16 protein-coding genes, 1 tRNA gene and 2 pseudogenes are annotated in these 23476 nt (G+C 70.0%); 7 read left to right on the top strand and 12 right to left on the bottom strand.

Going from position 1 to position 23476, the window contains the following annotated elements:
* Window positions 1–167: 167 nt before the first annotated feature.
* Window positions 168–2648, bottom strand: coding sequence for a tetratricopeptide repeat protein (locus FHS42_RS32920; protein WP_246495769.1), 2481 nt, complete (start codon window positions 2646–2648; stop codon window positions 168–170).
* Window positions 2641–3114, bottom strand: coding sequence for a hypothetical protein (locus FHS42_RS32925; RefSeq protein ID WP_184579432.1), 474 nt, complete (start codon window positions 3112–3114; stop codon window positions 2641–2643). Before FHS42_RS32925 ends, FHS42_RS32920 begins: the two co-directional genes overlap by 8 nt.
* Window positions 3115–3369: 255 nt before the next feature.
* Here FHS42_RS32925 and FHS42_RS32930 point away from each other — a divergent pair, with 255 nt between their 5' ends.
* Window positions 3370–4977: an amidase family protein gene (locus FHS42_RS32930; protein WP_184579434.1), complete on the top strand. Its 1608-nt coding sequence runs from the start codon at window positions 3370–3372 to the stop codon at window positions 4975–4977.
* 206 nt (window positions 4978–5183) lie between these two features.
* Here FHS42_RS32930 and FHS42_RS32935 read toward each other — a convergent pair whose 3' ends face one another.
* The 9 genes and pseudogenes from FHS42_RS32935 to galU all read right to left on the bottom strand — a co-directional run bounded on the left by FHS42_RS32935 (window position 5184) and on the right by galU (window position 12546).
* Entirely contained in the window at window positions 5184–5723 is a 540-nt protein-coding gene (locus FHS42_RS32935) for a GNAT family N-acetyltransferase (protein WP_184579435.1), read from the bottom strand.
* A gap of 334 nt (window positions 5724–6057) precedes the next feature.
* Window positions 6058–6131, bottom strand: a tRNA-Ala gene (locus tag FHS42_RS32940).
* A gap of 93 nt (window positions 6132–6224) precedes the next feature.
* Window positions 6225–6701 (bottom strand): annotated as a pseudogene (locus FHS42_RS32945) (hypothetical protein); the annotation flags it as partial.
* A 669-nt stretch (window positions 6702–7370) separates the two neighbouring features.
* A pseudogene (sepX, locus tag FHS42_RS37850) lies at window positions 7371–8213 on the bottom strand (divisome protein SepX/GlpR); the annotation flags it as partial.
* A 199-nt stretch (window positions 8214–8412) separates the two neighbouring features.
* On the bottom strand, window positions 8413–9036 hold the full coding sequence (locus FHS42_RS32955; protein ID WP_184579529.1) for a GNAT family N-acetyltransferase: 624 nt from the start codon (window positions 9034–9036) through the stop codon (window positions 8413–8415).
* On the bottom strand, window positions 9033–9635 hold the full coding sequence (locus FHS42_RS32960; protein ID WP_184579437.1) for a MogA/MoaB family molybdenum cofactor biosynthesis protein: 603 nt from the start codon (window positions 9633–9635) through the stop codon (window positions 9033–9035). Before FHS42_RS32960 ends, FHS42_RS32955 begins: the two co-directional genes overlap by 4 nt.
* Complete coding sequence (gene moaC, locus FHS42_RS32965; RefSeq protein ID WP_184579439.1) at window positions 9632–10117, bottom strand: cyclic pyranopterin monophosphate synthase MoaC; 486 nt, start codon at window positions 10115–10117, stop codon at window positions 9632–9634. The genes FHS42_RS32960 and moaC overlap by 4 nt, the downstream gene beginning before the upstream one ends.
* Window positions 10118–10304: 187 nt before the next feature.
* Window positions 10305–11639: a molybdotransferase-like divisome protein Glp gene (gene glp / locus FHS42_RS32970; protein WP_184579441.1), complete on the bottom strand. Its 1335-nt coding sequence runs from the start codon at window positions 11637–11639 to the stop codon at window positions 10305–10307.
* Window positions 11640–11643: 4 nt separating this feature from the next.
* The gene (gene galU / locus FHS42_RS32975) at window positions 11644–12546 is read right to left on the bottom strand and encodes a UTP--glucose-1-phosphate uridylyltransferase GalU (RefSeq protein WP_184579443.1); all 903 of its coding nucleotides are present in this window, start codon (window positions 12544–12546) and stop codon (window positions 11644–11646) included.
* Between the two features lie 101 nt (window positions 12547–12647).
* On the opposite strand from galU, the gene FHS42_RS32980 reads away from it, so the two are divergent.
* Window positions 12648–13262 carry a 5-formyltetrahydrofolate cyclo-ligase gene (locus FHS42_RS32980; RefSeq protein ID WP_184579445.1) on the top strand — a complete coding sequence of 205 codons (615 nt, stop codon included), beginning with the start codon at window positions 12648–12650 and terminating at the stop codon, window positions 13260–13262.
* Between the two features lie 240 nt (window positions 13263–13502).
* On the opposite strand, the gene FHS42_RS32985 is transcribed toward FHS42_RS32980, so the two are convergent.
* Window positions 13503–16268 carry a penicillin acylase family protein gene (locus tag FHS42_RS32985; RefSeq protein WP_184579447.1) on the bottom strand — a complete coding sequence of 922 codons (2766 nt, stop codon included), beginning with the start codon at window positions 16266–16268 and terminating at the stop codon, window positions 13503–13505.
* Between the two features lie 323 nt (window positions 16269–16591).
* Between FHS42_RS32985 and FHS42_RS32990 the strand changes: the two genes are divergently transcribed.
* From FHS42_RS32990 to FHS42_RS33010, 5 genes are all read left to right on the top strand, one after another.
* Window positions 16592–18487 (top strand): potassium/proton antiporter, encoded by a 1896-nt coding sequence (locus tag FHS42_RS32990; RefSeq protein WP_312867145.1) that lies wholly within the window; start codon window positions 16592–16594, stop codon window positions 18485–18487.
* Window positions 18488–18981: 494 nt separating this feature from the next.
* Window positions 18982–20331 (top strand): MFS transporter, encoded by a 1350-nt coding sequence (locus tag FHS42_RS32995; RefSeq protein WP_246495772.1) that lies wholly within the window; start codon window positions 18982–18984, stop codon window positions 20329–20331.
* A 66-nt stretch (window positions 20332–20397) separates the two neighbouring features.
* On the top strand, window positions 20398–20763 hold the full coding sequence (locus FHS42_RS33000; RefSeq protein WP_184579449.1) for an FmdB family zinc ribbon protein: 366 nt from the start codon (window positions 20398–20400) through the stop codon (window positions 20761–20763).
* A 455-nt stretch (window positions 20764–21218) separates the two neighbouring features.
* Window positions 21219–22100, top strand: coding sequence for an S-methyl-5'-thioadenosine phosphorylase (locus tag FHS42_RS33005; protein WP_184579451.1), 882 nt, complete (start codon window positions 21219–21221; stop codon window positions 22098–22100).
* Window positions 22101–22708: 608 nt separating this feature from the next.
* Window positions 22709–23425 (top strand): hypothetical protein, encoded by a 717-nt coding sequence (locus tag FHS42_RS33010; protein ID WP_184579454.1) that lies wholly within the window; start codon window positions 22709–22711, stop codon window positions 23423–23425.
* The last annotated feature ends 51 nt before the right edge of the window (window positions 23426–23476 follow it).

A 23476-nucleotide genomic window follows, 5' to 3' on the forward strand; every position in this document is an offset into this window, starting at 1 on the left:
CCCTGCTTTCATGCCCGGCTCACCAGAACATCACCCGACCGAGCCGCCACACCCGAACCGGCGTTCGTCATGATCGATAGAGCAACGGCTTCTTACCGCGCGCAGCGCGCCCCCTCGGCGCGTACGGGCCAGGACGCCGGATGCGGCCCGCTCCGCGCAACCAGCCGTTAGCCGTCACCGCGCTGGTCTGGCTGGCCTGGCTGGCCTGGCTGGTCTGGCTGGTCTGGCTGGTCAAGTTGGTCCAGTCGGTCCAGTTGATCCAAGCGCTCCCGCAGCCGCTCCGCGTCGGGGCTGCCGCCCGCCTCGTAGATCGCGTACGCGCGGGCCAACTGCTCTCGTACGGCCGCCTGAGTGCCACCCGTCCGCTCGGTCAGGTCGGCGAGCCGTACCCGGGTCTGCGCCTCGTAGTGGTGCGCCTGCTCCGCACGCAGGGCCTGGGCCGCCGCGCTCAGCGTGCGCAGTGCCGCCTGTGTGTCGCCCAACCGCTCATGCACGGCACCCATCGAAGCCAGCGCCCGAGCCGCCATCCGCCGGTCGTTGCGGCCCAGCAGATCCTCGTGTGCCCTGCGCAGGCTCTCCAGCGCCTTGCCGTGCTCCCCTGCGGCGTCCTGCGCGCAGCCCAGGAAGTACGTGGCGATGGCGACGCCGCGCCACTCCGCCGCCTCGACGTTGAGTTCCACCGACCGCCGGTAGGCCGCCATGGCGCGGGGGGCGTCGAATCGGTCCCAGTAACGCCCGTAGAACTCCTGCACGGACGCGCTCAGCACGGTGTGCGCCGCCACCTCAGCGCACGCCACCGCCTTCTCCAACTCCGCACGCGCCCGCTCGAACTCGCCGCGATCCATCAGTGGACGGGACAGCAGGCTACGCAGCCGCGCCTCCGCCGCGGGCACCATCACCTCGGCCGCCGCGGTCGCGCCCAACTCCAGGGACTCCTGCCAGTCCCCCACGTACCTGTGGTGCAAAAACAGCACCGTAAAGCCCTCCGCGAGCTGCCACACCTGCTGGTGCAACCCCCATCGGGACGCTTCTCGGAGAACGGCCAAGATGTTGGCACGCTCGGCGTCGAGCCAACCGAGCGGTTCCGGACCGCCGTCTGCCGCAAAGGGGTTGGGCGCACCGTCCAGGAGGTCGGTCAGCTCGGCGACCCGCAGCCGGTCCTCCCGTATGGCCCGGTCTGCGAACGCGGTGAGGGCCAGGTAGTGCATGACCACCCGCTCAAGCACGGTCCGTTCGCCCGAATCCGGCTCCTCGGCCGCGGCCCGCTCCCGCGCGTGCAGCCGTACCAGGTCGTGGAAGCGGAAGCGGTCGTCCACGGTCTCATCAAGCAGGCTCGCCTCCACCAACCTGTCCAGCAGCGACGAGGCGACGGCCATGTCCATATCGGCGGCGACGGCGGCGATGCCCACGTCGAACGTACGGCCAGGAAGCCAGCCCAGCGTGCGATAAAGCCGCGCCGCATCGGCCGGCAAGTCGCGATAACTGAGCTCCAGCACAGCGGACATCGAGTGCTCCCTTCCCAAAGACAGGCCCGACAGGCGCCGGGCCTCGTCGGCGAGCTCATCGGCCAGTGCCTGCATCGTGAGCCGCCGGTTGGTCAGCAGCCGGGCCGCCGCCAAGTGGAGCGCCTTCGGTAGACCGGCGCAGAACTCGACGAGCCGCCCCGCGGCCTCGGGCTCAGCCGCCACCGCCTGCGCGCCGCAGCGGGCGGCCAGCACCTGCATGCTGGTGGCCCGATCCAGCGGCTCCACGGGTAGGAACTGCGCCCCCAGCAAGGCTAGTTCACGCAGTCGGCCGGTGCTGGTCACCAACACCATGCTCCCGAGCCCCTTGGGCAGCAGGGCTCTGACCTGAGCGGGCTGGTGTACGTCGTCGAGCACGATCAAAAGGCGCCGGTCTACGGATCGGGTGCGTAGGAGGTTGGTGCGCTCGGCAAGGGACGCCGGGATGTAGGAGGGACAGACGCCAAGGGCCCGCAGGCACTGGGCCACGGCCTCCGAGACATCACTGCCGGCCTGGCCACCCGCGCCGCCCGTCCCACCCGGTACGCTCCCGCTGCCTGGGCCGCGCAGTGCCGCGTAGTCGATGAAGATCCGCCCGTCCGGAAACTGCTCGCGTACCGCGTCCGACCAGGTGCAGGCCAGGCTGGTCTTGCCCACGCCAGGCACCCCGGACAGCACGCGACACCCCACGCTGACACCCGATGCCTCGCGCACGACCGCACGCAAACCATCGTCCAACTCGGCGAGTTCCGTTAACCGATTGATGTGCGGGACGGTCTGGGGCGGAATCTGGTCGGGCCTGGCGCTTTCGCCGCACGCACAGGGGGGCGCCGCCTGCACATTGAAGGTGATGTCACCGTGCACCCGATGGGCCTGCACGCTGGGCCCGTACACCGTGCCGGACAGCTCGTTCACCATGGCCGCCGGCGCACCGTCACCCCCGACGCGCGGACTCAGCCGACCGTCCGCGGCAGACGGACCTGGCCGCTCATCCCTGGCGCAGGGGCCTCGGCCGTCGCCTCGGACGGCAGGGCTTGGGCCGTCGCTCCCCGCGGCCGGGTCTGGGCCGTCGCTCCCCGCGGCCGATTGCGGCTCGCCGGGCCCGTCGTCCGGAGTGTCCTGGTAGTCGTCGGCGCCCTCACTCATGGGGCTGCACCGCCGTTCGGTCCGCATTGCCAGTGGTCGGGAGGCTGCGCATCCCATCGAAGGTGAGACCGGAGAAGTCGCGCCCCTGGATCACCGGCCCGTGTTGTACGCCCCCGGTGATGCTGTTGTGTACGGTCCCGGCGGGGTCGCCATCCTCGTCTGCTCCCAACTCCGCGAGCAGCAACCGTAGTTCATCGGCAGCGGCCGGGTCCGCCTGCAGGGCGCGTCGCACCCGCATGCGCCAGCCTGCCTCGATGTCCGCAGCGGTGAGCTCGTCATCGGCAGCGCGGGCTACCAACAATTCCATCTGAGACAGGCGGAGTTCGTCATCGACCGAGTTCTCGTCGCCGCCCCGCGCGAAGAACCGGGCCACCCGATCGCGCGCCTGCGTCCAGGTCTCGGACACCATGAGTCCGACCAGCGCCGTTGCCCCCGACGCCGCCAGCGCCGTCAACTCAGCCTCCACCGCTCCCCCTCCGTCCGGCGCGCGCCTCGTCGCTCTCACCGCGGCCACCGTGCCACCGTAGAGAGAGCGCGCAGGCTTTGGGTAGTGCGACCCGCCGCACGCCCCCGGGCCATACGCCGACACGCGCAGCTGGCACATGCCTCCGACACATGCCCTCAGCACAGGACCGTCAGTCCGTCCGCCTCCAGCCGCACCCACAGTCAGACATCGCGGCACCCTTGCGCCATACCACCGGCATGTAGTGCGCTGACCCTCATGAGTAAGAGGAGCATTGCCACGCTGATCGCCGCCCTGGTCGTGGGGTCCCTTGTGACCGGCGTACCCGACCCGCAGGCGGAAGCCGCCGAATCCCGTGCCGACGGTTCGCCACCGCCGGCCGGGGCGTCTTCGGGGCTGGGAGTCGATCTGGACACGGTCACGATCCCGCAGTTGCAGCGGCGCATGGCACACGGTTCGCTCACCTCGTCGGCGCTGACCAACGCCTATCTGGGGCGTATCAAGGCCGTCGATCCCAAGATCAATGCTGTGCTACGCACCGACCCCACGGCGCTACGCCAGGCCGCAGCCAGCGACGCCAGGCACCGGCGCGGTGACACCCTCGGCCCGCTCGACGGCATACCCGTCCTCCTGAAGGACAACATCAACACCCGTGACATGCCGACGACGGTCGGATCTCTGGCGCTGGCCGGCAGCCCACCGGCCACCGACGCCCCCCTGGTGACCACGTTGCGGAACGCCGGTGCGGTGATCCTCGGCAAGACCAACCTGTCCGAGTGGGCGAACTTCCGCTCCACCAAGCCCACGTCGGGTTGGTCGGCGGTGGGTGGTCAGACCAACAACCCCTTCGTCCTGGACCGCAATCCGTGCGGGTCGTCCGCCGGTTCTGGCGCCGCGCTCGCCGCTTCGTTGTCACAGGTGGCGATCGGCACCGAGACGGACGGCTCCATCGTGTGCCCCGCCGGAATGAACGGGGTGGTCGGCCACAAGCCCAGCCTCGGACTGGTCAGCCCGTCCGGCGTGGCACCGATCTCCGCCGAGCAGGACACCGCGGGCCCCATGGCACGCAACGTGATCGACACCGCGCTCACGCTAGCGGTGCTCAGCAAGAACAAGACCACGCGCCCCGGCGACCACAGCAGCCTGACGAACGACGCGACGCGCCCCGGCAATCTACGCGGCAAGCGGATCGGCCTGTGGCGGCTGCCCTCGCTCGGAACGGATGTGGACGCCGTAATGTCCCGTACGGCGGAGAAGCTGCGTACCGCGGGAGCAGAGGTCGTCGAGGTGACGCCGCCCTATCAGGAGCGCGTGTCCGAACTCGAATTCCCGGCGCTGCTCAGCGAGTTCCACCGGGACATCAACGCCTATCTCGGCACCCGCAAGGGGCCGCAGAACCTCGCCGAACTGATCGAGTTCAACCGCACCCACCCGGCAGAGCAGACCTGTTTCGCCGGCCAGGAGTTGTTCGAGCAGGCCCTCGTCGCACTTCCCACCACCGACCCGAAATACCAGGCCATGCGCGCCGAACTGAAAGACCTCTCGCGGCGCTCCATAGACGAGACCATGACCAAGCACCGACTGGACGCCATCGCGGCACCGACCAACCCGCCCGCCTGGACGACCAACTGCGCGCGAGGCGATAACGACGTCATTCCGTCCTCCACCCCCGCGGCCGTGGCCGGATACCCCTCGCTGTCGGTGCCTGCCGGGACCGTCAACGAACTGCCCATCGGCCTACTCCTGATGGCAGGCGACCACCAAGACGCCAAGCTGCTGTCCCTGGGTGCTGCGGTGGAACACCGGCTGGACGCGTGGCGCGCCCCGCGCTACCTGCCGACGATAGGCCCCGACACCACCCGGTAACCGCCCCGCCGACCACACCCGAGCGCAGAGCACTATCCCGACTCGCCCCCCTGCCCTGGCGCACGCCCCCGCTCCCGGGCAGGGGCGTGCGCGCCCCACGCTGAGCACGGGCTTCGCCGCGTACGGGCAGCTGGGCCCCACCGTGATTGAGCAGGCACACCACCCGCACGGCAGCCGAATGAGTGCTGCGTGGCGCGAGCACGGTGTCAGTGGTCAGGGCGTACTGGGACGTCATGGGCCCAGGTCTGCAGGACCAAGGACCGGCCCTTCCCCTCGATTCGTTGCGGCTCGTCGTTGGTGAGGCGGAAATTCAAGCGCCGTGCGACAGCGACGCTGGGGGCATTGTCAGCCTCGATTTCCAGCACAACGCGGGGCAATTCCAAGACCTGATGGGCGTAGTCGGTCAGGAGCTGCGCGGCACGCACGGCCAGGCGTTGGCCACGGTGAGCGCAACCAACGCCATAGCCCATGGCACCGCTGGACAGACTGAGCAGCACTTCGCCGAGGGGGTTGTGGCCGTCGGTCGTGATGGCGAGGTGTAGTCGGCGCCCCTCGGCGCGGGTACGGTGAATCATCTCCAGATACTCACGTGCCGCCCCTATGTCGAAGGGCGAGGGCAGCGGAGTGCGGTCAGCGACATCAGGCTCGTCGAACAGCTCGACCATGGCTGGCAAATCCGCGTTCTCCCACTCACGCAGTATGAGACCGTGGGCGGCCAGTCGCACGGATGAGACGGACAGTGGCATGAAATCCTCCAGCCAATCGACGACAGGGCGTTGACCCCACCACACCCAAACTCAGGCTCCCACTCGCCGCACAGCCGCCTCTGGCGCCCACCTCATTCGGTGGGACACCACCTCGAACAGCTCCTGGAAACGCCGAAATCCCGCCCGGTCCATGCGGCCGAACGGGATCTCGTGAGCTATTCCCGAGCTATCTCAGGAGCAAGAAGGGAGCGCGGATTACGTAGCCGCCGCCCGCCCGGGCGAAGTCCGGGCAAAACAACGCGAAGTCCGGGCAAAAACAACACAGACGACGCGGCTCGCGTCTTCCGCGAGCACACGCCGTCTGTCGTCTGCGTGGACCTGAGGGGATTTGAACCCCTGACCCCCTCGATGCGAACGAGGTGCGCTACCAGTCTGCGCCACAGGCCCTTGCAACGAAAGAAACTCTAGCATCCTCGTCGGGGTGCTTGGAAATTCGTTCCCTGCTGGTCAGTGACGGTGATCGGCGGTGGGTGGCGGGGGTCACTCGTTGGCGGCTCGGGGGCGGGGGTCGTCGGCGAACTGGTCGAACAATGGGGTGCGGCCCCGGTCGCGCGCGGTGGGGCGGGGTGGGGCGGCCGGGTGGGCGGCGAGGTCGGGCGGGTCGATGGTGGCGGTCGGGTCGGCCGGTGGTGCCTGGCCCGCGGCGGGTTCGACCGCGCTGGAGCGGGCAGAGCTCCACGCGTCTGGGGCGCCCAGGTCCACGTCGCCGGCTGCTCGGGGTGCCACCGGCGCGGTGACGTAGGTGGGCAGCGGCACCGGAACCGGGTCCCAGCTCTCGCCCGTCGCGCCGCCTCGTGCACGGTCCCGTTCGTCCACCCACTCCGCGTGGTCGGTCTGCTCGACCAGGGCCCGGCGGTCGGCCGCGTGGGCGGAGCGGGCGGCCTCGGCGGGAGGGCCGGGGGGGCCGGGTGGAGTGGAAGGGGCTGTCTCGGCTGCCCGGTCGCTGGCCACGGGACGGGGCCCGCCGGGGCCGTTGGCGATGGGTCGGGCCCCGCCAGGGCCAGTGGGGGCGGCAGTGTTACGGGCCGCGCCTGCGCCGGGCGCCGGGCGCCGGGCATGGTCCCCGTACGCCTGCCGAGCTTGGTCGCTACCCTGCGCCCGCTGTCTCGCGGCCTCGTCGCCCTCGTACGCCTGGTGTCTGCCGCGCCCGTCACCCGTCGCCGGAGTGCGAGGCTGGTCACTGCCGCTTCCGGGCTGCCGGGGCATGCCCGCCGCAGTTGCCCGGCGCCTGCTGTGCTCCGTACCGCTCGGGGACTGCCGCGGAGCCCCCACGCCATTGGCTGGGTGCCGGGGTTGGTCGGCCCCGTTCGGCAGGTGTCGCGGCACCGGGGCGGCGTTGCCCGCGCCGGCCGCGAAGGGGCGGCGCGTGGGACCCGCGTTCTTGGCGGGCCCCGGACGGTCGGGCCCGGCGCGGTCGGCACCTCCACGGTCCGGCCCACTGCGGTCCGGCCCACTGCGATCGGGTCCCGTGCGGTCGGGCCCACTGCGGTCGGCGCCTGCGCGGTGTGGGTCTGTGCGATCAGCGCCTGGGCGTGCGGCCCCACGGCGGTCCGGGCCTGGACGGTCCGACGTCGAACGGTCGGGCGTAGCAGAGGCCGGTGTGCCGTAAGGCGGGGGCGAGCGGTCGGGGCCTGGGTGCGGTGGCTGGGGGGCGTCTGTGGACTGCGGGTGCGGCGAGGCGGGCCGGTCCTGGCCCGGGGCCGCGCGGCGGCGGTGTTCGCGTAGCCGCTGGGCCGCCAGTTCCGCGCGGCGCTGATCCATAGTGAAGGCGAAGCGGCGGCGCTCTTGGACCCGGAGGTAGACGATATACGCGCTCAGCAGCGCCGCGGGCCCCACCGGCGCCCAGAGGAAGGCGACGCCGCCAACGGCGGCGACGATGGAGCCGATGGTGAAGGCGAAAAAGAGGAGCACCGTGGTGCGCCGGCGGCGCGCAAGCGCCTGCGAGCGCCGCGTCCGCTCCCAGGCACGCTCCCCCGACGAGCCCTCCGCGTCCACGGCCCCGGCAGCGGAGGCGGAGGCGGAGGCGCCTGGACTGCCCGTCGCCGAGCTGGGCGCGGCTGCGCCGGCCCGCTCCGCGACGGCCTCGGACGGGCCAGCGGTCAGCGCGTCGGGCACGGTGACCGTCATGGTGGCGGGTTGGGCGAAGGCCCGGACGTCCACCACATCGGTCTCGTCGTCCGCTCCGGCCGCGCCGCGTTCGGGCACGTCCGTGCTCGCGTCGTCGCCAACGGCTCGACGGTCCGGTTCAGCTGCATCGTCGGTGCCCGGCTCGGGCAGTTCCCCGGCGTCGAGCCCCTTGGCGTAACGCCGCTCCATCGCCGCCCGGCCGGACAGCAATCGGATCGCGGTACTGAAGCGCTCCGTAGGGCGGGCGTCGTTGAGTTCGTCCTGCCTGCGGAGCCACATCGGCACCAGGTAGGCGGCCCAGGCCCCGACGATGACTGCGTAAATGAGGCCACTGCTGCTCACGGTGACACGGTAGAGGGACCGGAGCGAACCGATCCGCCAATTGGTGCGGTGTGTCGCACGATCTGGCTCATATCTCAAGTTTTTTTGTGACTGGTGCGACGAGCGGCCTGCAAATGTGGTCAATCTGCAATCAACCATCGTCAGCCGCAGTCAGCTGCGGTCATCCCCAGCCAGCCGCGGTCAGTATCGAACACTTAGCTCATAGGGGAGATGTCCCCGGGCTCATCCGATGCCACCGGCTCAGCAGCCCTTCCGGCACCTCTTCCGCCGTCAGTGCGTAGACCAGATGGTCCCGCCAGGCACCGTCGATGTGTAGGTAGCGGGGCCGCAGCCCTTCCTCGCGAAACCCCAGTTTCTCCACCACTCGACGGCTGGGGCCGTTCTCCGGGCGGATGCACACCTCGACCCGATGGAGCCCGACCGACCGGAAGCAATGGTCGACGGCGAGGGCCACGGCGGTCGGCATCACCCCGCGGCCGGCCACCGCCTTGTCCACCCAGTAGCCGATATGGCCCGAGCACATCGAGCCCCAGGTGATCCCGGCGACCGTCAATTGCCCGGACAGCCGCCCCTGGTAGTCCACGACGAAGGGCAGCATCCGCCCCGCGTGCGCCTCGGCGCGTAGATGACGGACCATCTGCCGGTAAGTGGGCCGCTGCGCCATGGGCCCGCCCGGCGGAGGTGGCGGAATCGTCGCCTCCCAAGGGCGCAGCCACTCGCGGTTGGTGCGATTGACGTCGCGCCAGGCGCGCTGGTCGCGCAGCCTTATCGGGCGGAGGGTCGTGGGACCGTCCACCAGTGCCACCGGCCAGCAGGTGTTCAGCGCCCGCTCCCGGGCCGGCCGACAGGAGCGGCGGTCCCTGCGGGGCCGGGGTCTGCGGGGCCGGGGTCTGCGGGGCCGGGGTCTGCGGGAGGGTGGTCGCCGCCTCGCAGCTGGTCCACGGCGTGCACCAGCAGTCGGCCGAGCACCGCGAGCCCGTCGCGGACGCCGCCTGACGAGCCGGGCAGGTTGATGATCAGGGTGCGGCCAGCGACCCCGGCGAGCCCGCGCGACAGCGCCGCCGTTGGTACCTTCGCCAGGCCCTCGGCACGGATCGCCTCCGGGATGCCCGGGATCTCGTAGTCCAGGACGGCGCGCGTCATCTCGGGGGTGCGGTCGGTGGGCGAGATACCGGTGCCACCGGTGCTGACGACCACGTCGTACGAGGCGGCCACGGCCTCCCGCAGCGCCGCCGCCACCGGGTCGCCGTCCGGCACCACGCGCGGTCCGTCCACCGCGAAGCCCAGCGCGCTCAGCCCGCCGGCGAGGAGCGGTCCGCCCTGGTCGGGGTAGATGCCTGCGGCGGCGCGGTTCGACGCGGTCACCACCAGGGCCCGGTAGCGGGGTTCGCTCGGCGCGGCGGTGGGTGGGTGTGTGGTCATGAGGTGCGGCTCCAGTTACCGGACTTTCCGCCGGTCTTCTCCTCAACGCGTACATCCGTGATGACCGCGCTCTTGTCCACGGCCTTGACCATGTCGATGACGGTGAGCGCGGCGACGGTGACGGCCGTCAGGGCTTCCATCTCCACGCCCGTACGATCGGTCGTCTTGACGGTGGCGCGGATTTCCACCGCGTCGTCGGCGACCGACAGGTCCACCTTTACCCCGGATACGGCCAGCGGATGACAGAGCGGGATGAGGTCCGGGGTGCGCTTGGCGCCCATGATGCCGGCGATTCTGGCGGTGGCCAGGGCGTCGCCCTTGGGCATGCCCTCACCTCGTAGGAGTTCGATCACGCGCGGCGAGACGAGCACCCGGCCGCTGGCTGCGGCAGTACGCGCGGTGCTGTCCTTCGCCGAGACATCGACCATGCGTGCCGCGCCCGCGTCGTCGATGTGAGTGAGATGGTCCTGGGCGCTGCTCATGGTTCTCCCGGTCGGTCCTAGGGCAGACACCGTACCGGCCACTCCTGCGGATCAGCGCGGCAACCACCCTGAGCGCTGTCCCGGGCGCCCGGTCGGCCCGCGGCTGGCCCGATCGGGGCCCATCGGGCGGGCGCGTGCCCCGACGAGCGCTTGCTACCGGTACCGCTCCCCCGCCGGCTCGGGCGGCTCAGTCCAGCAGGACCACATCGACCATGCCGCCCGGCTCCAACTCCGTGGTCTCCTCCGGGAGCACGATCAGCGCGTTGGCGTGCGCGAGGGCCCTGACCAGGTGGGAGCCGGCGCCGCCGACCGGAGTGACCGAGCCCGCGTCCGCGTCGTAACGGCCCCGCAGGAACTGGCGGCGGCCGGGCAGCGATGACTCCACACCCTCCGGGCAGACGGCGCTGATCACCCTGCGGTGTACCGGCTCGATGCCCATCATGGTGCGGATGACGGGCCGTACGAACAGTTCGAAGGAGACGTAGGCGCTGACCGGGTTGCCCGGCAGGGCGAGCAGCGGGGCCCGATCACGGCCGCCGTCGCTGTCGCCGACGAAGCCGAAGCCCTGCGGCTTGCCCGGCTGCATCGCGAGCTTGCGGAACTCCACGCTGTCGGTGTCGCCGCCCATGCTGGTCAGCGCCTCCTTGACCACGTCGTAGGCGCCGACGCTGACGCCGCCGCTGGTGACCAGGAGGTCGGCGCGGATGAGCTGATCCTCGATGGTGGCGCGCAGCGTGGCGGCGTCGTCGGTGACCGCGCCGACGCGGTAGGCGATGGCCCCGGCGTCCTGGGCGGCGGCGGCGAGGGTGAAGCTGTTGGAGTCGTGGATCTGGCCCGGGCCCAGGGGCTGTCCTGGCGGGATCAGTTCGCTGCCGGTGGACATCACGACCACGCGCGGGCGCGGGCGGACGCGGACCGTGCCGCGGCCGATGGCGGCCAGCAGGCTGATTTGCGGGGGGCCGAGTACCGTGCCGGCGTGCAGGGCGAGTTCACCCGCTCCGACGTCGCTGCCTTTGGCCCGTACGTGCGCGCGGACAGCGGCCGGCCGGTGCACTCGGACCTCGCCGCTCGCGCCTTCGGGGGCCGTGCTGTGCGCGTGCATGCCGCTGGCCGGTCCGCCGCCCGTACCGCCGTCGGTCCATTCGACGGGCACGATCGTCTCGGCGCCCGGCGGGAGCGGTGCGCCGGTCATGATGCGGGCTGCTTGGCCAGGGCCGACTCTGGGCAGTTGACCGCTGCCCGCCGCGATGTCGCCGATGACGGTGAGCACTGCCGGGAACTCCTCGCTCGCGCCCGCCACATCGGCGACCCGCACGGCGTAGCCGTCCATGGAGCTGTTGTCGAAGGGCGGCAGGGCGACGGGAACGGTCACGTCCTCCACCAGGATGCAGCCCTGCGCGTCGAGGAGCCGCAACTCGATCGGGTCCAGCGGGCGGATGCGGCCCAGGACGTCATCGAGGTGCTCGGACACCAACCAGGTGCGCTCGGGTCTGCTGGTGGCCGGTTCGGCGGTGCTGCTCAACGGGCTACATCTCCTCGGTGACGTAATGGTGAAGCCAGGCACGGAAGTCCGGACCCAGATCCTCACGTTCGCACGCCAGTCTGACAATGGCGCGTAGGTAGTCGCCTCGGTCCCCGGTGTCGTAGCGGCGGCCCTGGAAGACCACGCCGTGTACGGGGCCGCCAACCGTTTCGTCCCCGGCGAGCGTCTGGAGGGCGTCGGTGAGTTGGATCTCGCCGCCGCGGCCCGGCTCGGTCTTGCTCAGCACCTCGAAGACGGCGGGGTCGAGCACATAGCGGCCGATGATGGCGTAGTTGCTGGGCGCGTCGGCCGCATCCGGCTTCTCGACCAGGTCGGTGACCCGCACGACGTCGTCCGCGTCGGTGCCTTTGACGGCGGCGCAGCCATAGAGGTGGATTTGGGCGGGGTCCACCTCCATGAGGGCGACGACGCTGCCGCCGTGCAGTTCCTGGGTTTGGATCATGCGGGAGAGCAGCGGGTCCCTGGGGTCGATCAGGTCGTCACCGAGTAGCACGGCGAACGGCTGGTCACCCACGTGCGGCGCGGCGCACAGCACCGCGTGGCCAAGGCCCCTCGGGTCGCCTTGGCGGACGTAGTGCATGGTCGCCAGGTCGCTGGACTCTTGTACGCGGGCGAGTCGGGATTCGTCCTTCTTGCGGCGCAGGGCCTCTTCGAGTTCGTAGTTACGGTCGAAGTGGTCTTCCAGGGGGCGCTTGTTGCGGCCGGTGACCATGAGGACGTCGGAGAGCCCGGCGCTGACAGCCTCTTCAACCACGTACTGAATCGCGGGCTTATCGACGACCGGCAGCATCTCCTTGGGCGTGGCCTTGGTGGCCGGGAGGAAGCGGGTCCCGAGGCCGGCGGCGGGGATGACAGCCTTGCTGATCCGAGTGCGCGATGGGGTCATGACCAGCACCCTACCTGTGCGTTTGAGCAGATCATGGTGGTACGCGGAATATGACCCGAGGCGTCACAACGACAGCACAAAACGAGGGGTTTGTACGTACGATGATTAACACTGACGGTAGTAAGCGGGTGTTGCGAAGAGATCTCTTGGCGGTGAGATCCGAGTTGACGGCGGATGACGTCGAGGCGACACAGGGGGATTTCGCGCGGCATGCGCTAGAACTGCCCGAGTTGAGTGCGGCGCGTACCGTCGCGGCATATGTCTCGGTGGGGAGCGAACCGGGCACTCGCGCGCTCCTTGATGCCTTGCGTGCGCGGGGCGTACGGGTGTTACTTCCGGTGCTGTTGCCGGACAACGACCTGGACTGGGCGGTGTACGCCGGCGCCGACCGGCTCGCGCGCATCGCGCACCCCGGAAAGATCAGCCTGCTGGAACCGCAGGGGCCACGGCTTGGGCCCGAGGCCGTGCTCTCGGCCAACACCGTGTTGCTGCCCGGGCTGGCCGTGGACGGGCGCGGGGTGCGGCTCGGGCGCGGCGGCGGCAGCTACGACCGGGTGCTGGCCCGGCTGGAGATCGCGGGCGCGACACCGTCGCTGGTGGTGCTGTTGTACGCGCACGAGGTGGTGCAGCGGGTGCCACGCGACCCGCACGATCGGGAGGTGCATGCGGTGGTGACCCCACAGGGGGTGCGCAGGTTCCACCCTCCGGAGCTGTAACGCCGGGCCGCACCTGAACGCGAGCTCCGGGCCAACTGGGTGCGTCCCAGGTGGCCCGGCGCTCGCGACGTAGGAGCTTGTGGGCTGCTCGGCAGCGCGGCCTTAACGTGCGGGCCACGGGCCTGACCTGCGAGTCCGACCCCGCGAGAGCCCGGGCCCGGGCCAAGGTTGCTCGCCCCGCCCTGCCGGGCTTGTCCTACCCGCCCCGCCGGGCTAGCCCCTACCCCGCCCGAGCCGGTGCTACGGCGTCAGTGCGAGTTCGTCATCCGTCGCCTCGCTCACGGCCTGCTTGCTGAACGGCCAGTCGAGCAGTTCGCCCTTGACCCACTTCTTGGTCTGGTCGTCGTAGTGCTCGTGGTAGGCGTGGCCCGACGCCCCGGTGAGGTTGATCCAGCGGGACTTGTCGAGGTTGTCGAGGTTGACCACCATCCGCATGGACGGCACCCACACCACCTCGTAGCCGCCTGCCGCGTTCCAACCGGTGGCGTTGACCGCCGCCTCGCCGCCGCTCAGGTTCCACGGGCCGCGGTTGAGCAGCCACTGGACGAAGCCGGGACCCTTGGTACCGAGGGTCTGGTTCTTGATGGTGAGCTGGTGCAGCCGACCCCAGCTCCAGGTGTCAATGTCCTTGCCCAGCTTGGACGTCAGCTCGTACCGCGCATCCTTCAGCGCCCGGGCCAGCAGTTGGTCGCGGGTGTCGATGCCGCGGGTGGTCTGGTTGCCGTTCGTGTGCCACCAGTCGTTCTTCGGGTCCTTGAGGAGCTTGCGTACGACCTCGAACCAACGGTCACCGCCGTCCGGCTGAGCCACGTCCTTGTCGCGTTCGCCGCACTCGGTGATCAGGTCGCTGTCGTCGTCCAAATCCTCGACCGGCCCCGTGTCGTTGACCGGCCGCACCCGTAGGCACTGGTCCTTGACGCGCAACTCCTTGGGCAGCTTGTTGCCGAAGGCGAGCTTGAGCGTGTTGCGCCACACGGCGTTGAAGTACGCGGCGGACGCCGAATCGGCGTCCTGCGTGTAGTCCCAGCCCTCCAGCAGCTTCTGCGCATCGCGGACATAGTCGTCCTTGATGTTGATCTTGAGGAGGTACGGGGTCAGCAGTTTGGCGATCTCGCTGCTGTTGTCCATCTGCATGGTCTGCATGTCATCGGTGGAGATCTTGCCGCCGTCCTTGACCTTCGACTCGATGAGCTCGGTGATGCGCTGGCTGCGCGCCCCGTAACCCCAGTCGTCGGTCAGCAGGTACGGATACTTCTCCCGGTCGATGACGGCCTGGTTGGCGGTCACGATGTAGCCGCGCTTGGGGTTGTACTCGTACGGCAGCGCCTTTTGCGGGATGTACTTGGTCCAGTCGTACGCGGAGTCCCAGCCGGGCGCCGGGTAGCGGCCGTCGATGGGCTTGCCGTTTTTGTCCTTGCCGCGAAGGGGGATCTGGCCGGGCGCCTGGTAGCCGATGTTGCCCTTAGTGTCGGCGTAGATGAGGTTTTGCGAGGGCACCGCGAAGTTGGCGGCGGCGGCGCGGAACTCGGTGAAGTCGCTCGCCCGGTTGAGCTGGAAGACCGCGTCCATCGTCTTGGACGGCTTCAGCGCGGTCCATTGCAGCGAGACGGCGTAGCCATCGCCGCGGTCCGGGGCGGCATCACCGACCGGCGCTTTCTCGCCGATCTTCTCCAACTCGTCATCACGGTCGGAGACGATCGGCCCGTGCTTGGTGGAGCGCACCGTGATGTGCCTCGCCTTGCCCCCGGCGACCTTGATGGTCTCCTTGCGGGTGGTGAAGGGGCGCTGCTTGCCGTCGTACAGATAGCTGTCGGTGGTGACCTTCTCCAGGTACAGATCGGAGACGTCGGCGCCCAGATTGGTCATGCCCCAGGCGATGTCCTGGTTATGGCCGATGACCACGCCCGGCATGCCGGAGAACGTGTAGCCGGCCACGTCGTACGGACACTTCGCGCTGACCTGGTTGCAGTGCAGGCCCATCTGGTACCAGAGCGAGGGCATTTGCGGCGCGAGGTGCGGGTCGTTGGCCAACAGCGGCTTGCCGGTGGTGGTGTGCGCACCGGAGACCACCCACGAGTTGGAGCCGATGCCATTGCCGCTGGGGCCAAGCAGCGCCGGGATCTCATCCAGCGTCTTGGACAGCGACGAGAGCTGCGTTTGGAGCCCGTCCCCGACGCCGGGGCTCGTGGCGCCTTGCACACCGGTCCCGTCCGACTGCTCCTCGCCCTTGGGGTCGAACTCCTTGGTCAGCGGGTTCACCGCGCCCCGGTCCACGATCGGCCGGTTCCTGTCGTACGGGTACGACGGGTACAGGTCCTCGATCTGCTCGGCGCTGAGCCGGCTGGAGGCGAGCGAGCGGTCGATCTCGTCCTGCATGTTGCCGCGCAGGTCCCAGGCCATGGCCTTGAGCCAAGCGACCGAGTCGATCGGGGTCCACTTCTGCGGCTTGTACTCATTCTTGAAGCTCAGCGCCGCGTACTCGACGGACAGCTCAGCACCGTCATGGTCTTCGAGGTAGGCGTTGACGCCATCGGAGTACGCCTTGAGGTACTTCTTCGTCTCGCCCGACAGCTTGGTGTCGTACTCGCGCTGCGCGATCTCGCGCCAGCCGAGAGTACGCAAGAACGCATCGGTCTCCACCTGGTCTGAGCCGAACATCTCGGAGAGCCGGCCGGCCGTCAGGTGCCGCCGGACATCCATCTCCCAAAACCGGTCCTGGGCTTGCACAAAGCCCTGGGCGCGGAAGAGGTCCTCCGAGGTGTCCGCGTACAGCTGCGGGACGCCGCTGCCGTCGCGCTTGACCTGGACCGGGGCCGACATGTCCTTGAGCTGGATCGATCCGGTGGTCTCGGGGAACGAGGCGCGCACGGTACTGATGCTCCAAAACACGCCATATCCGACACCCGCGACGAGCACCAGCACGACTGCGATGACGATCAGACGGGCGCGTCGCCCCTTCCTCTTCTTCTTACCGGAAGGGGCGGTCGATTCTTCGCGGGAGGGCATCGCTGTCCTTCGAGGGGCAGGGTGGGCCTGGAGTGCTGGAGCAACCGTATCCGGAGCACAGACGGCTTCTTTACGCGGAGTCAGTGGCCGGCGGTCGGGCGGGCGACCGGCCGAACGATCAACCGAACCAGGCGCCGACGACCAGCGGGAACGATCGCGGACAGACGCCCGAAAACGCCCCGCTGTCGATCGCGGGCGTCAAGAACCCGTAAAATATTAGGTAAGGCAATGAAGTTCTGGTCGGCCGAGGTTAAACGTTTCGGTCGAAATCCTCGCGAAAGGGTCGGCCCCTGACTGTCCATCACCTGAACGAACTCCTGTTGATGTGCGCGCTGGTCCTGCTGGTCGCGGTAGGCGCAGTGCGACTCTCCTCCCGCAGCGGGCTGCCAAGCCTGCTCATCTACCTCGGCATCGGCGTCGCCATGGGTCAGGACGGCCTGGTCGGCGTCGTGTTTGACGACGCCGAATTGACCCAGGTCATCGGCTACGCGGCGCTCGTGGTCATCCTCGCCGAGGGCGGCCTCAGCACCAAGTGGCGAGAGATCAAACCCGCACTGCCGCTGGCCGCCACGCTCTCTACGGTCGGCGTCGCGGTGAGCGTAGGCGTCACCGCGACCGCGGCGCACTACCTGGTAGGTCTTGACTGGAAACAGGCCCTGATCATAGGGGCCGTCGTCTCCTCGACCGATGCGGCGGCCGTCTTTTCGGTGTTGCGCAGGGTGCCGCTGCCCTCAAAGCTGACGGGCGCACTAGAGGCCGAGTCAGGCTTCAACGACGCCCCGGTGGTGATCTTGGTCGTTGCCTTCTCGGCAACCGGGCCGATCGAGCACTGGTACATACTGGTCGGCGAAATCGCCCTTGAGCTGGCCATCGGCGCGGCCATCGGGCTGGCGATCGGCTGGCTCGGCGCGTACGGCCTACGGCACGTGGCACTGCCCGCGTCCGGTCTGTACCCGATCGCCGTGCTGGCGATCGCCGTCGTCGCCTACGCGGGCGGCGCCCTGGCCCACGGCTCCGGCTTCCTCGCCGTCTACCTGGCCTCACTGGTGATGGGCAACGCACGGCTGCCGCACTGGCCAGCGACCCGAGGGTTCGCCGAAGGGCTGGGATGGATGGCCCAAATCGGCATGTTCGTCCTGCTCGGGCTACTGGTGACGCCGCACGAACTGGGCGATGACATCGTGCCGGCGCTAGTGGTGGGCCTCGTTCTGACTGCGGTGGCACGGCCGCTCTCGGTGCTGGTGAGCACGGCACCCTTCCGTACCGCGTGGCAGGAGAAGGCGCTGCTGTCGTGGGCGGGGCTACGCGGCGCGGTGCCCATTGTGCTGGCCACCATCCCGATGGTGGCCGCGGTGCCGGAGAGCCAACGAATCTTCAACATCGTCTTCGTATTGGTGATCGTCTACACCCTGGTGCAGGGGCCAACGCTGCCGTGGCTTGCCAAGTGGCTACGGCTCGGCGACTCGGAGCTGGCCTCCGACCTCGGCGTGGAGTCGGCACCGCTGGAGCGGCTGCGCGGACATCTGTTGTCGCTGGTGATCCCGAAAACCTCGCTCATGCACGGCGTCGAGGTCGGGGAGCTGCGGCTGCCCGCCGGTGCGGCGGTGACCTTGGTCGTACGGGACGGCACGAGCTTCGTACCGTCGCCGACGACCGTGCTGCGGTACGGCGATGAGCTACTGGTGGTAGCCACCGATCCGGTACGCGACGCGGCCGAGCGGCGGCTGCGTGCGGTCAGCCAGGGTGGCAAGCTGGCGGACTGGCTCGGCACGAGCGATGAGTCCACCCGGCGCCCGAAGCCACCGCGCCGATCCGCCTCACCGGCAAGCTGGCTGCCGTGGCCCTGGCAGCGCGGGCGCAAGGTGGCGCGCGCGAGCACCCGCGGGGGCCTGGTGGCGGGCGCGCACGTCGGCGGCCGAACGCGTGGGGGGTCCGACGCGGGGGGTACCGGGCGAACGGGCGGTAAGGGTGCGCAGACGGGCGACGGCGCTGGCGCGGACCGTGGGCACCAGGCCGGCGACGCCGCCTCCGCCACCGCCGGCTCGCGCAGCTGCGAACACGGCGCCACTCGGCGCGCGGGTACGGGACGCGACCGGACGGGACGCAGCGGGAAGGACCACGAGCCCCGCGATGAGCTTGATCACGACCGTAACGAGACGCGGAAAGAGCGTAACGAGACGCAAAAATCTGCCGGTAACATGAATACAAAGAGGCAGTAACCGACCAACTATCGACCATCTCTGCCTGATGCAGAGCTGGCGCGACCGCACGGCGGCCGGTCCGGCATCTACCACGGTCATGCGCGAGAGGACAGCTCTCGGCGCTCCGTGGTGATCCCGCGGGCGCTACCAGGTGGCGGAAAGGCCCGGCCGTGGCACCCACGGTCTCCCCCGAACCGGCCGACGAGGCCGGTACGGCCGACCCTGCCGAGACGGCGGGAATATCCCAACAGCACGCCGCGCCCGGTGTCAGTGACCTGCACGGCGAGAACGATGCGGCGCACGGCGAGAGCAATGCGGCGGGTAACGGCGACGGTGCTGCGGGTGACGCCAACGGTGCTGCGTACGGCGGCAGCAGTGCGGCGGGCGATGGCAGCGGCGCTGCGGGCGATGGTGCGGGGCGTTCCGCGGACAGGCCCGGAGCAGACAAGCCCGGGACGGACAAGCCCGGAGCGAACGCACTCGGAGCAGACAAGCCCGGGTACGGGCAGCTTCTGCGGACCCCCGGTGCCTGGTCGTTCGTGCTGCCCGGGTTCGCGGCCCGACAGCCGTTTGCCATGCTCACCATCGGCATCGTGCTGCTGATCCAGCACACCAGCGGCTCGTTCGGCATCGCCGGAGCGGTCTCGGCCACGGCCGGCGTGGCGATGGCGGTGTTCGCGCCGCAAAGCGGCAAGCTCGCGGATCGCTTCGGGCAGGCCGCCGTGCTCATTCCCGGGGTCCTGACGCACTCGGTATCGGTCGCGCTGCTGACCGCGCTCGCGTTGCTTGACGCGCCCCTGTGGACGTTGTTCGTGGCCGCGATTCCGGCCGGCGCCTCGGTGCCGCAGGTCGGCCCGATGGTGCGGGCCCGCTGGGTGGCGCTGCTCGGCGGCGACGCGGCGCGAGCGCCCGCAGCGGGCGGCTTGGGGAGGCCGCGGTTGCTCACGACGGCGGCGGCGTTCGAGTCGGTGACGGATGAGTTCACCTTTGTGATCGGCCCGGTGCTGACCACTGCCCTGTGTACCGGCGTACACCCGGCCGCCGGCCTGGTCGCCGAGGCCGCCCTGTCGCTCATCGGCGGGCTGCTGTTCGCCGCCCAGCACCGTACGCAACCGGTGCCGAGCCGGCGAGTTGCGGCTACAGCTACAGCGGCGACGCCGACGACGGAGGCAGCACGCGTGACGGAGGCTGCACGCGTGGGGGGCGGCGCGCCTACCGTGGGCGCGGGCGCCGCGGGCGCGCTGGGCGTGCCTGGGGTTCGGGTACTGGCCGTCGTCTTCCTCGGCATCGGAACCGTCTTCGGCGGCCTCCAGGTCTCGCTGGCCGCCTTCACGGAGGAGATCGGCCAACCTGGCATCAACGGCGTGCTCTACGGCGTCTTCGCGGCTGGCAACATGCTGGCTGGTGTCATCTGCGGCGCTGTGACCTGGCGACGCAGCCCGCAGCAGCGACTGTTGATCGCCTACCCGTTGCTGACGCTGGCGACGTCCGCGCTGTGGGCGGTGCATGCGGTGCCGCTGCTTGGCGCGCTGGGCCTGCTGGTCGGGTTGTGCATCGCACCCGCGCTGATCACCGGTTACACGCTGGTGGACGCGCTGGTTCCGGCAAACGCGCGAACCGAGGCATTCACCTGGCTCACCGGCGCGGTGGCACTCGGCCAGGCCGGCGCGACGACCGCGGCGGGACAACTCGCGGACGGCTTCGGCGCGAGCGCCGGATTTGTGGTGCCACTGGCCGGAACGGGCCTGGCGCTGGTGACCCTGGTCACGCTGCGCGGGCACCTCGCGACCCGCTCCGCTGGCCGCATGGTGAGCGACTCCACACGTGGGGTCGCTCACCGCGAGGCCGTTCCGGTGGACTGACGCGGCGGAATACTGCACTATGGAGCGTCGTTAGCACTCATTGAGTGAGAGTGCCAGGAGGAACACGTGCCGACCTATCAGTACCAGTGCACCGAGTGCCGCGAGGGCCTCGAAGTGGTGCAGAAGTTCAGCGATGAGGCGCTTACCAAGTGCCCAAGCTGTGAGGGACGCCTGCGCAAGGTCTTCTCGGCGGTCGGTGTCGTCTTCAAGGGCTCCGGCTTCTACCGGACCGACAGCCGCAGCGCGTCGTCGGGCAGCTCCACGGGCCCGTCGAAGTCCGCGAAGAGTGATTCGGACACGTCCTCCTCGCCTTCTTCGTCTCCTTCGTCTTCCTCGTCGTCCGAGTCCGCAAGCTCCTCGTCGTCCTCGTCGAGCAGCAAGGGCACATCGGGCAAGACATCCACGGCATCGTCAGGCTCCACGGCCGCCTGATATCGGCGGGCTGACACCGACAGGCTGACACCGGCGTCCTGGCACCCAGGGCCCATGGTGGCCGGCAAGCTGACGCCCGCAGCCCGACCGTCAGCGGACTTGGCGCCACCGTAGAACCTGAGCCAGTAGATGGGCGCCGGGAACGTGGACGCCGGCACGTCACACAGCTGCCGACCGCCGCTCGCGACGTGTGACTGCCGAAGCCCCTGCCCGCCTCCATGCGAGGTGAGCGGGGGCTTCGCCATGCCCATGGCACGTACGGGACTCCACCTCCAGGTGGCGGCCTGCCGCGGGCGGCCCAGCTTGGCGAGCCCATCGCGTACGGCCCGAAGTGGCCCCCATCGCGGGCGGTGGAGGTAGCTAGCGGCCACGGCCGGAACCTGCTGAGCCCCCGCACGCCGCAGGGGCCCGGGGCCCTTCGCGGGCCGCGCGGTCGGCGCCATTAGGGTGACCGCATGGCCGAGACGCGTACCACAGCACTGCCAAAAGCACCGGGAACCGCGCCGCGAGCGCAGATCGGGGTCATCGGCGGGTCGGGGTTCTACTCCTTCCTCGACAACGTGACCGAGATCGCCGTGGACACCCCCTACGGTGCGCCAAGCGACTCGCTTTTCCTCGGCGAGGTGGCGGGGCGTCAGGTCGCCTTCCTCCCGCGGCACGGTCGCAAGCACCATCTCCCGCCACACCGCATCAATTACCGCGCCAACCTGTGGGCCTTGCGGTCCGTTGGCGTACGGCAGGTCCTCGGCCCGTGTGCGGTTGGCGGACTGCGCCCTGAGTACGGCCCCGGCACGCTGCTCGTTCCGGACCAGGTCGTGGACCGTACGAAGGCACGCGCGCAGACGTACTTCGACGGTGAGCCGCTGCTCGCTGGAGGGCCGCGGCCCAATGTCGTGCATGTGACGTTCGCCGACCCCTACTGCCCGGCCGGGCGCCTGGCCGCGCTCAAGGCGGCGCGCGGGCGCGACTGGGAGCCGGTGGACGGGGGCACGCTGGTCGTCATCGAGGGGCCTCGCTTTTCGACCCGCGCCGAGTCGCGCTGGCATGCCGCACAGGGCTGGTCGGTGGTCGGCATGACGGGCCACCCGGAGGCCGTACTCGCTCGCGAACTAGAGCTCTGCTACACGTCCTTGACGCTGGTCACCGATCTGGACGCGGGAACGGAGGCGGGCGAGGGCGTCTCGCACCAGGAGGTCATGCAGGTCTTCTCGGCGAACGTGGGACGGCTACGCGAGGTGCTGTTCGACGCGGTGGCCGCCCTGCCCGCGACGGCCGAACGCGTCTGCTTGTGCGTACGCGCCCACGACGGGTGGAACCTGGGAATCGAGCTGCCGTAACCCGCGTCGCGACGGGGTGTCGATGGGGAGGGCGTCCTTTGGGGCCCCGGGGCTCCTCGCAGGAGGGCTCCCTCGGGGGTGGACCTTCCTGCGGGAGGACTTCCCTCGCGGGAGAACGTCCCTGGGCAGCGAATGGCCCGCCGCGCGGCTGGCGTTGGTGGGCGGGGAGTGACGGGGTAAGGGCGGCGCGGGCCTCGGTCGGGTGACGAAGTTATCCACAACCTGAGAGCTATCCACAGGGCTCGGCGAGATTCGCCGAATGCATGCACCGTGGGGTCAGAAGGCCAAAGAGCCACGGTTCCGCACCTCAGGTGGTGTTCGTCATGTCCGCGTACGCTCCATCAACTCCCCTTCCCGCTACGGACTATCCGCTCGGTACGGGTTCCCTCCCCGCTTCGGCGTCCCCACTCGGCCCGGCGCCCCTGCTCGGTTCACCGCCGCGCCCGCTCCCCGGCGCGGCTTCCCTTCCTGGTGCAGCGTCCCTCTGCGGTGCGGTAGAGCCGCCGGATGGTTCGCCTAGTCGCGGTCGGGCCGCACCTCCGCCGCGCGGGCTGCCGTTGTTCGAGCCGGTGCGGGTGCGGCGGGCCCGGTGGTATCGGCTGCGCCGCGTGCTGCGCAAGCGACGACGGACGGCGGCCATCGGGCTGGCAGCGGCAGCAGCCGCGACCGCCGCGGTAGCGGCCGGTCCAGCGGGCGACGACCACCGCCCAGGACGGCCCGCCTCCTCCGCTCCTGCTTCCTCTCCCGCACCTCCCTCGTCCGGCGCCTCGCCTCCTTCGGCGTCGGTCGGCGCGGAGCGCGGACGGTCATCGGACGGCCTGCTGGCCGCGCCGATTCGGATCGCCGACGCGGAGGTCGTACGGCTGCTGCGTCCCGGGGACCGGGTGGATGTGCTGGCCACCACCCCCGAAATCGGCTGGACCAGCGCATCGATCAACCGGCCGATGACCGGGCCAGCCGGCCCACCGGCGGTCGGAGCAGCCAGCGGACGGCCCGGCAGTTCCACGGGTTTCACAGGTTCCACAAATCCCGCAGATTCCATCGGCCCTACCAGTTCCACGCCGGATGAGAGCAGCCCCGACACCCGTGATGACCGCCCCGGCACCCGTGCCGACCGCACCGATACCGAAAGCGAGCACCCGGACATCGGCGCGCCGACCGGCGCGCGTGTTATCGCCCGCGCAGCCCGCGTGGCCGAGGTGCCGAAGCTACGCGATGCTGCTGCGGGTGACGGCGCCCTGGTAGTCCTTTCGGTGCCGCGCGAAACCGCGACAGCGCTGGTCAGCACGGGTCTCACCGCACGGTTGGCGGTGTTGCGGCGATGATTCGCACCCTTGCTCCAGCCATCCGCTGGTTCGAGTCAGCGGATTGGACAG

The sequence above is a fragment of the Streptomyces zagrosensis genome, assembly GCF_014203645.1.
In the GTDB taxonomy this organism is placed as follows: domain Bacteria; phylum Actinomycetota; class Actinomycetes; order Streptomycetales; family Streptomycetaceae; genus Streptomyces; species Streptomyces zagrosensis.

Excerpts from the sequence above, each read along its gene's own strand:
- FHS42_RS32920 (WP_246495769.1), bottom strand. The coding sequence starts at position 2,648 with ATGAGTGAGGGCGCCGACGACTACCAGGACACTCCGGACGACGGGCCC.
- FHS42_RS32930 (WP_184579434.1), top strand. The coding sequence starts at position 3,370 with ATGAGTAAGAGGAGCATTGCCACGCTGATCGCCGCCCTGGTCGTGGGG.
- FHS42_RS32935 (WP_184579435.1), bottom strand. The coding sequence starts at position 5,723 with ATGCCACTGTCCGTCTCATCCGTGCGACTGGCCGCCCACGGTCTCATA.
- FHS42_RS32960 (WP_184579437.1), bottom strand. The coding sequence starts at position 9,635 with ATGACCACACACCCACCCACCGCCGCGCCGAGCGAACCCCGCTACCGG.
- moaC (WP_184579439.1), bottom strand. The coding sequence starts at position 10,117 with ATGAGCAGCGCCCAGGACCATCTCACTCACATCGACGACGCGGGCGCG.
- galU (WP_184579443.1), bottom strand. The coding sequence starts at position 12,546 with ATGACCCCATCGCGCACTCGGATCAGCAAGGCTGTCATCCCCGCCGCC.
- FHS42_RS32980 (WP_184579445.1), top strand. The coding sequence starts at position 12,648 with ATGATTAACACTGACGGTAGTAAGCGGGTGTTGCGAAGAGATCTCTTG.
- FHS42_RS32985 (WP_184579447.1), bottom strand. The coding sequence starts at position 16,268 with ATGCCCTCCCGCGAAGAATCGACCGCCCCTTCCGGTAAGAAGAAGAGG.
- FHS42_RS32990 (WP_312867145.1), top strand. The coding sequence starts at position 16,592 with ATGTGCGCGCTGGTCCTGCTGGTCGCGGTAGGCGCAGTGCGACTCTCC.
- FHS42_RS33005 (WP_184579451.1), top strand. The coding sequence starts at position 21,219 with ATGGCCGAGACGCGTACCACAGCACTGCCAAAAGCACCGGGAACCGCG.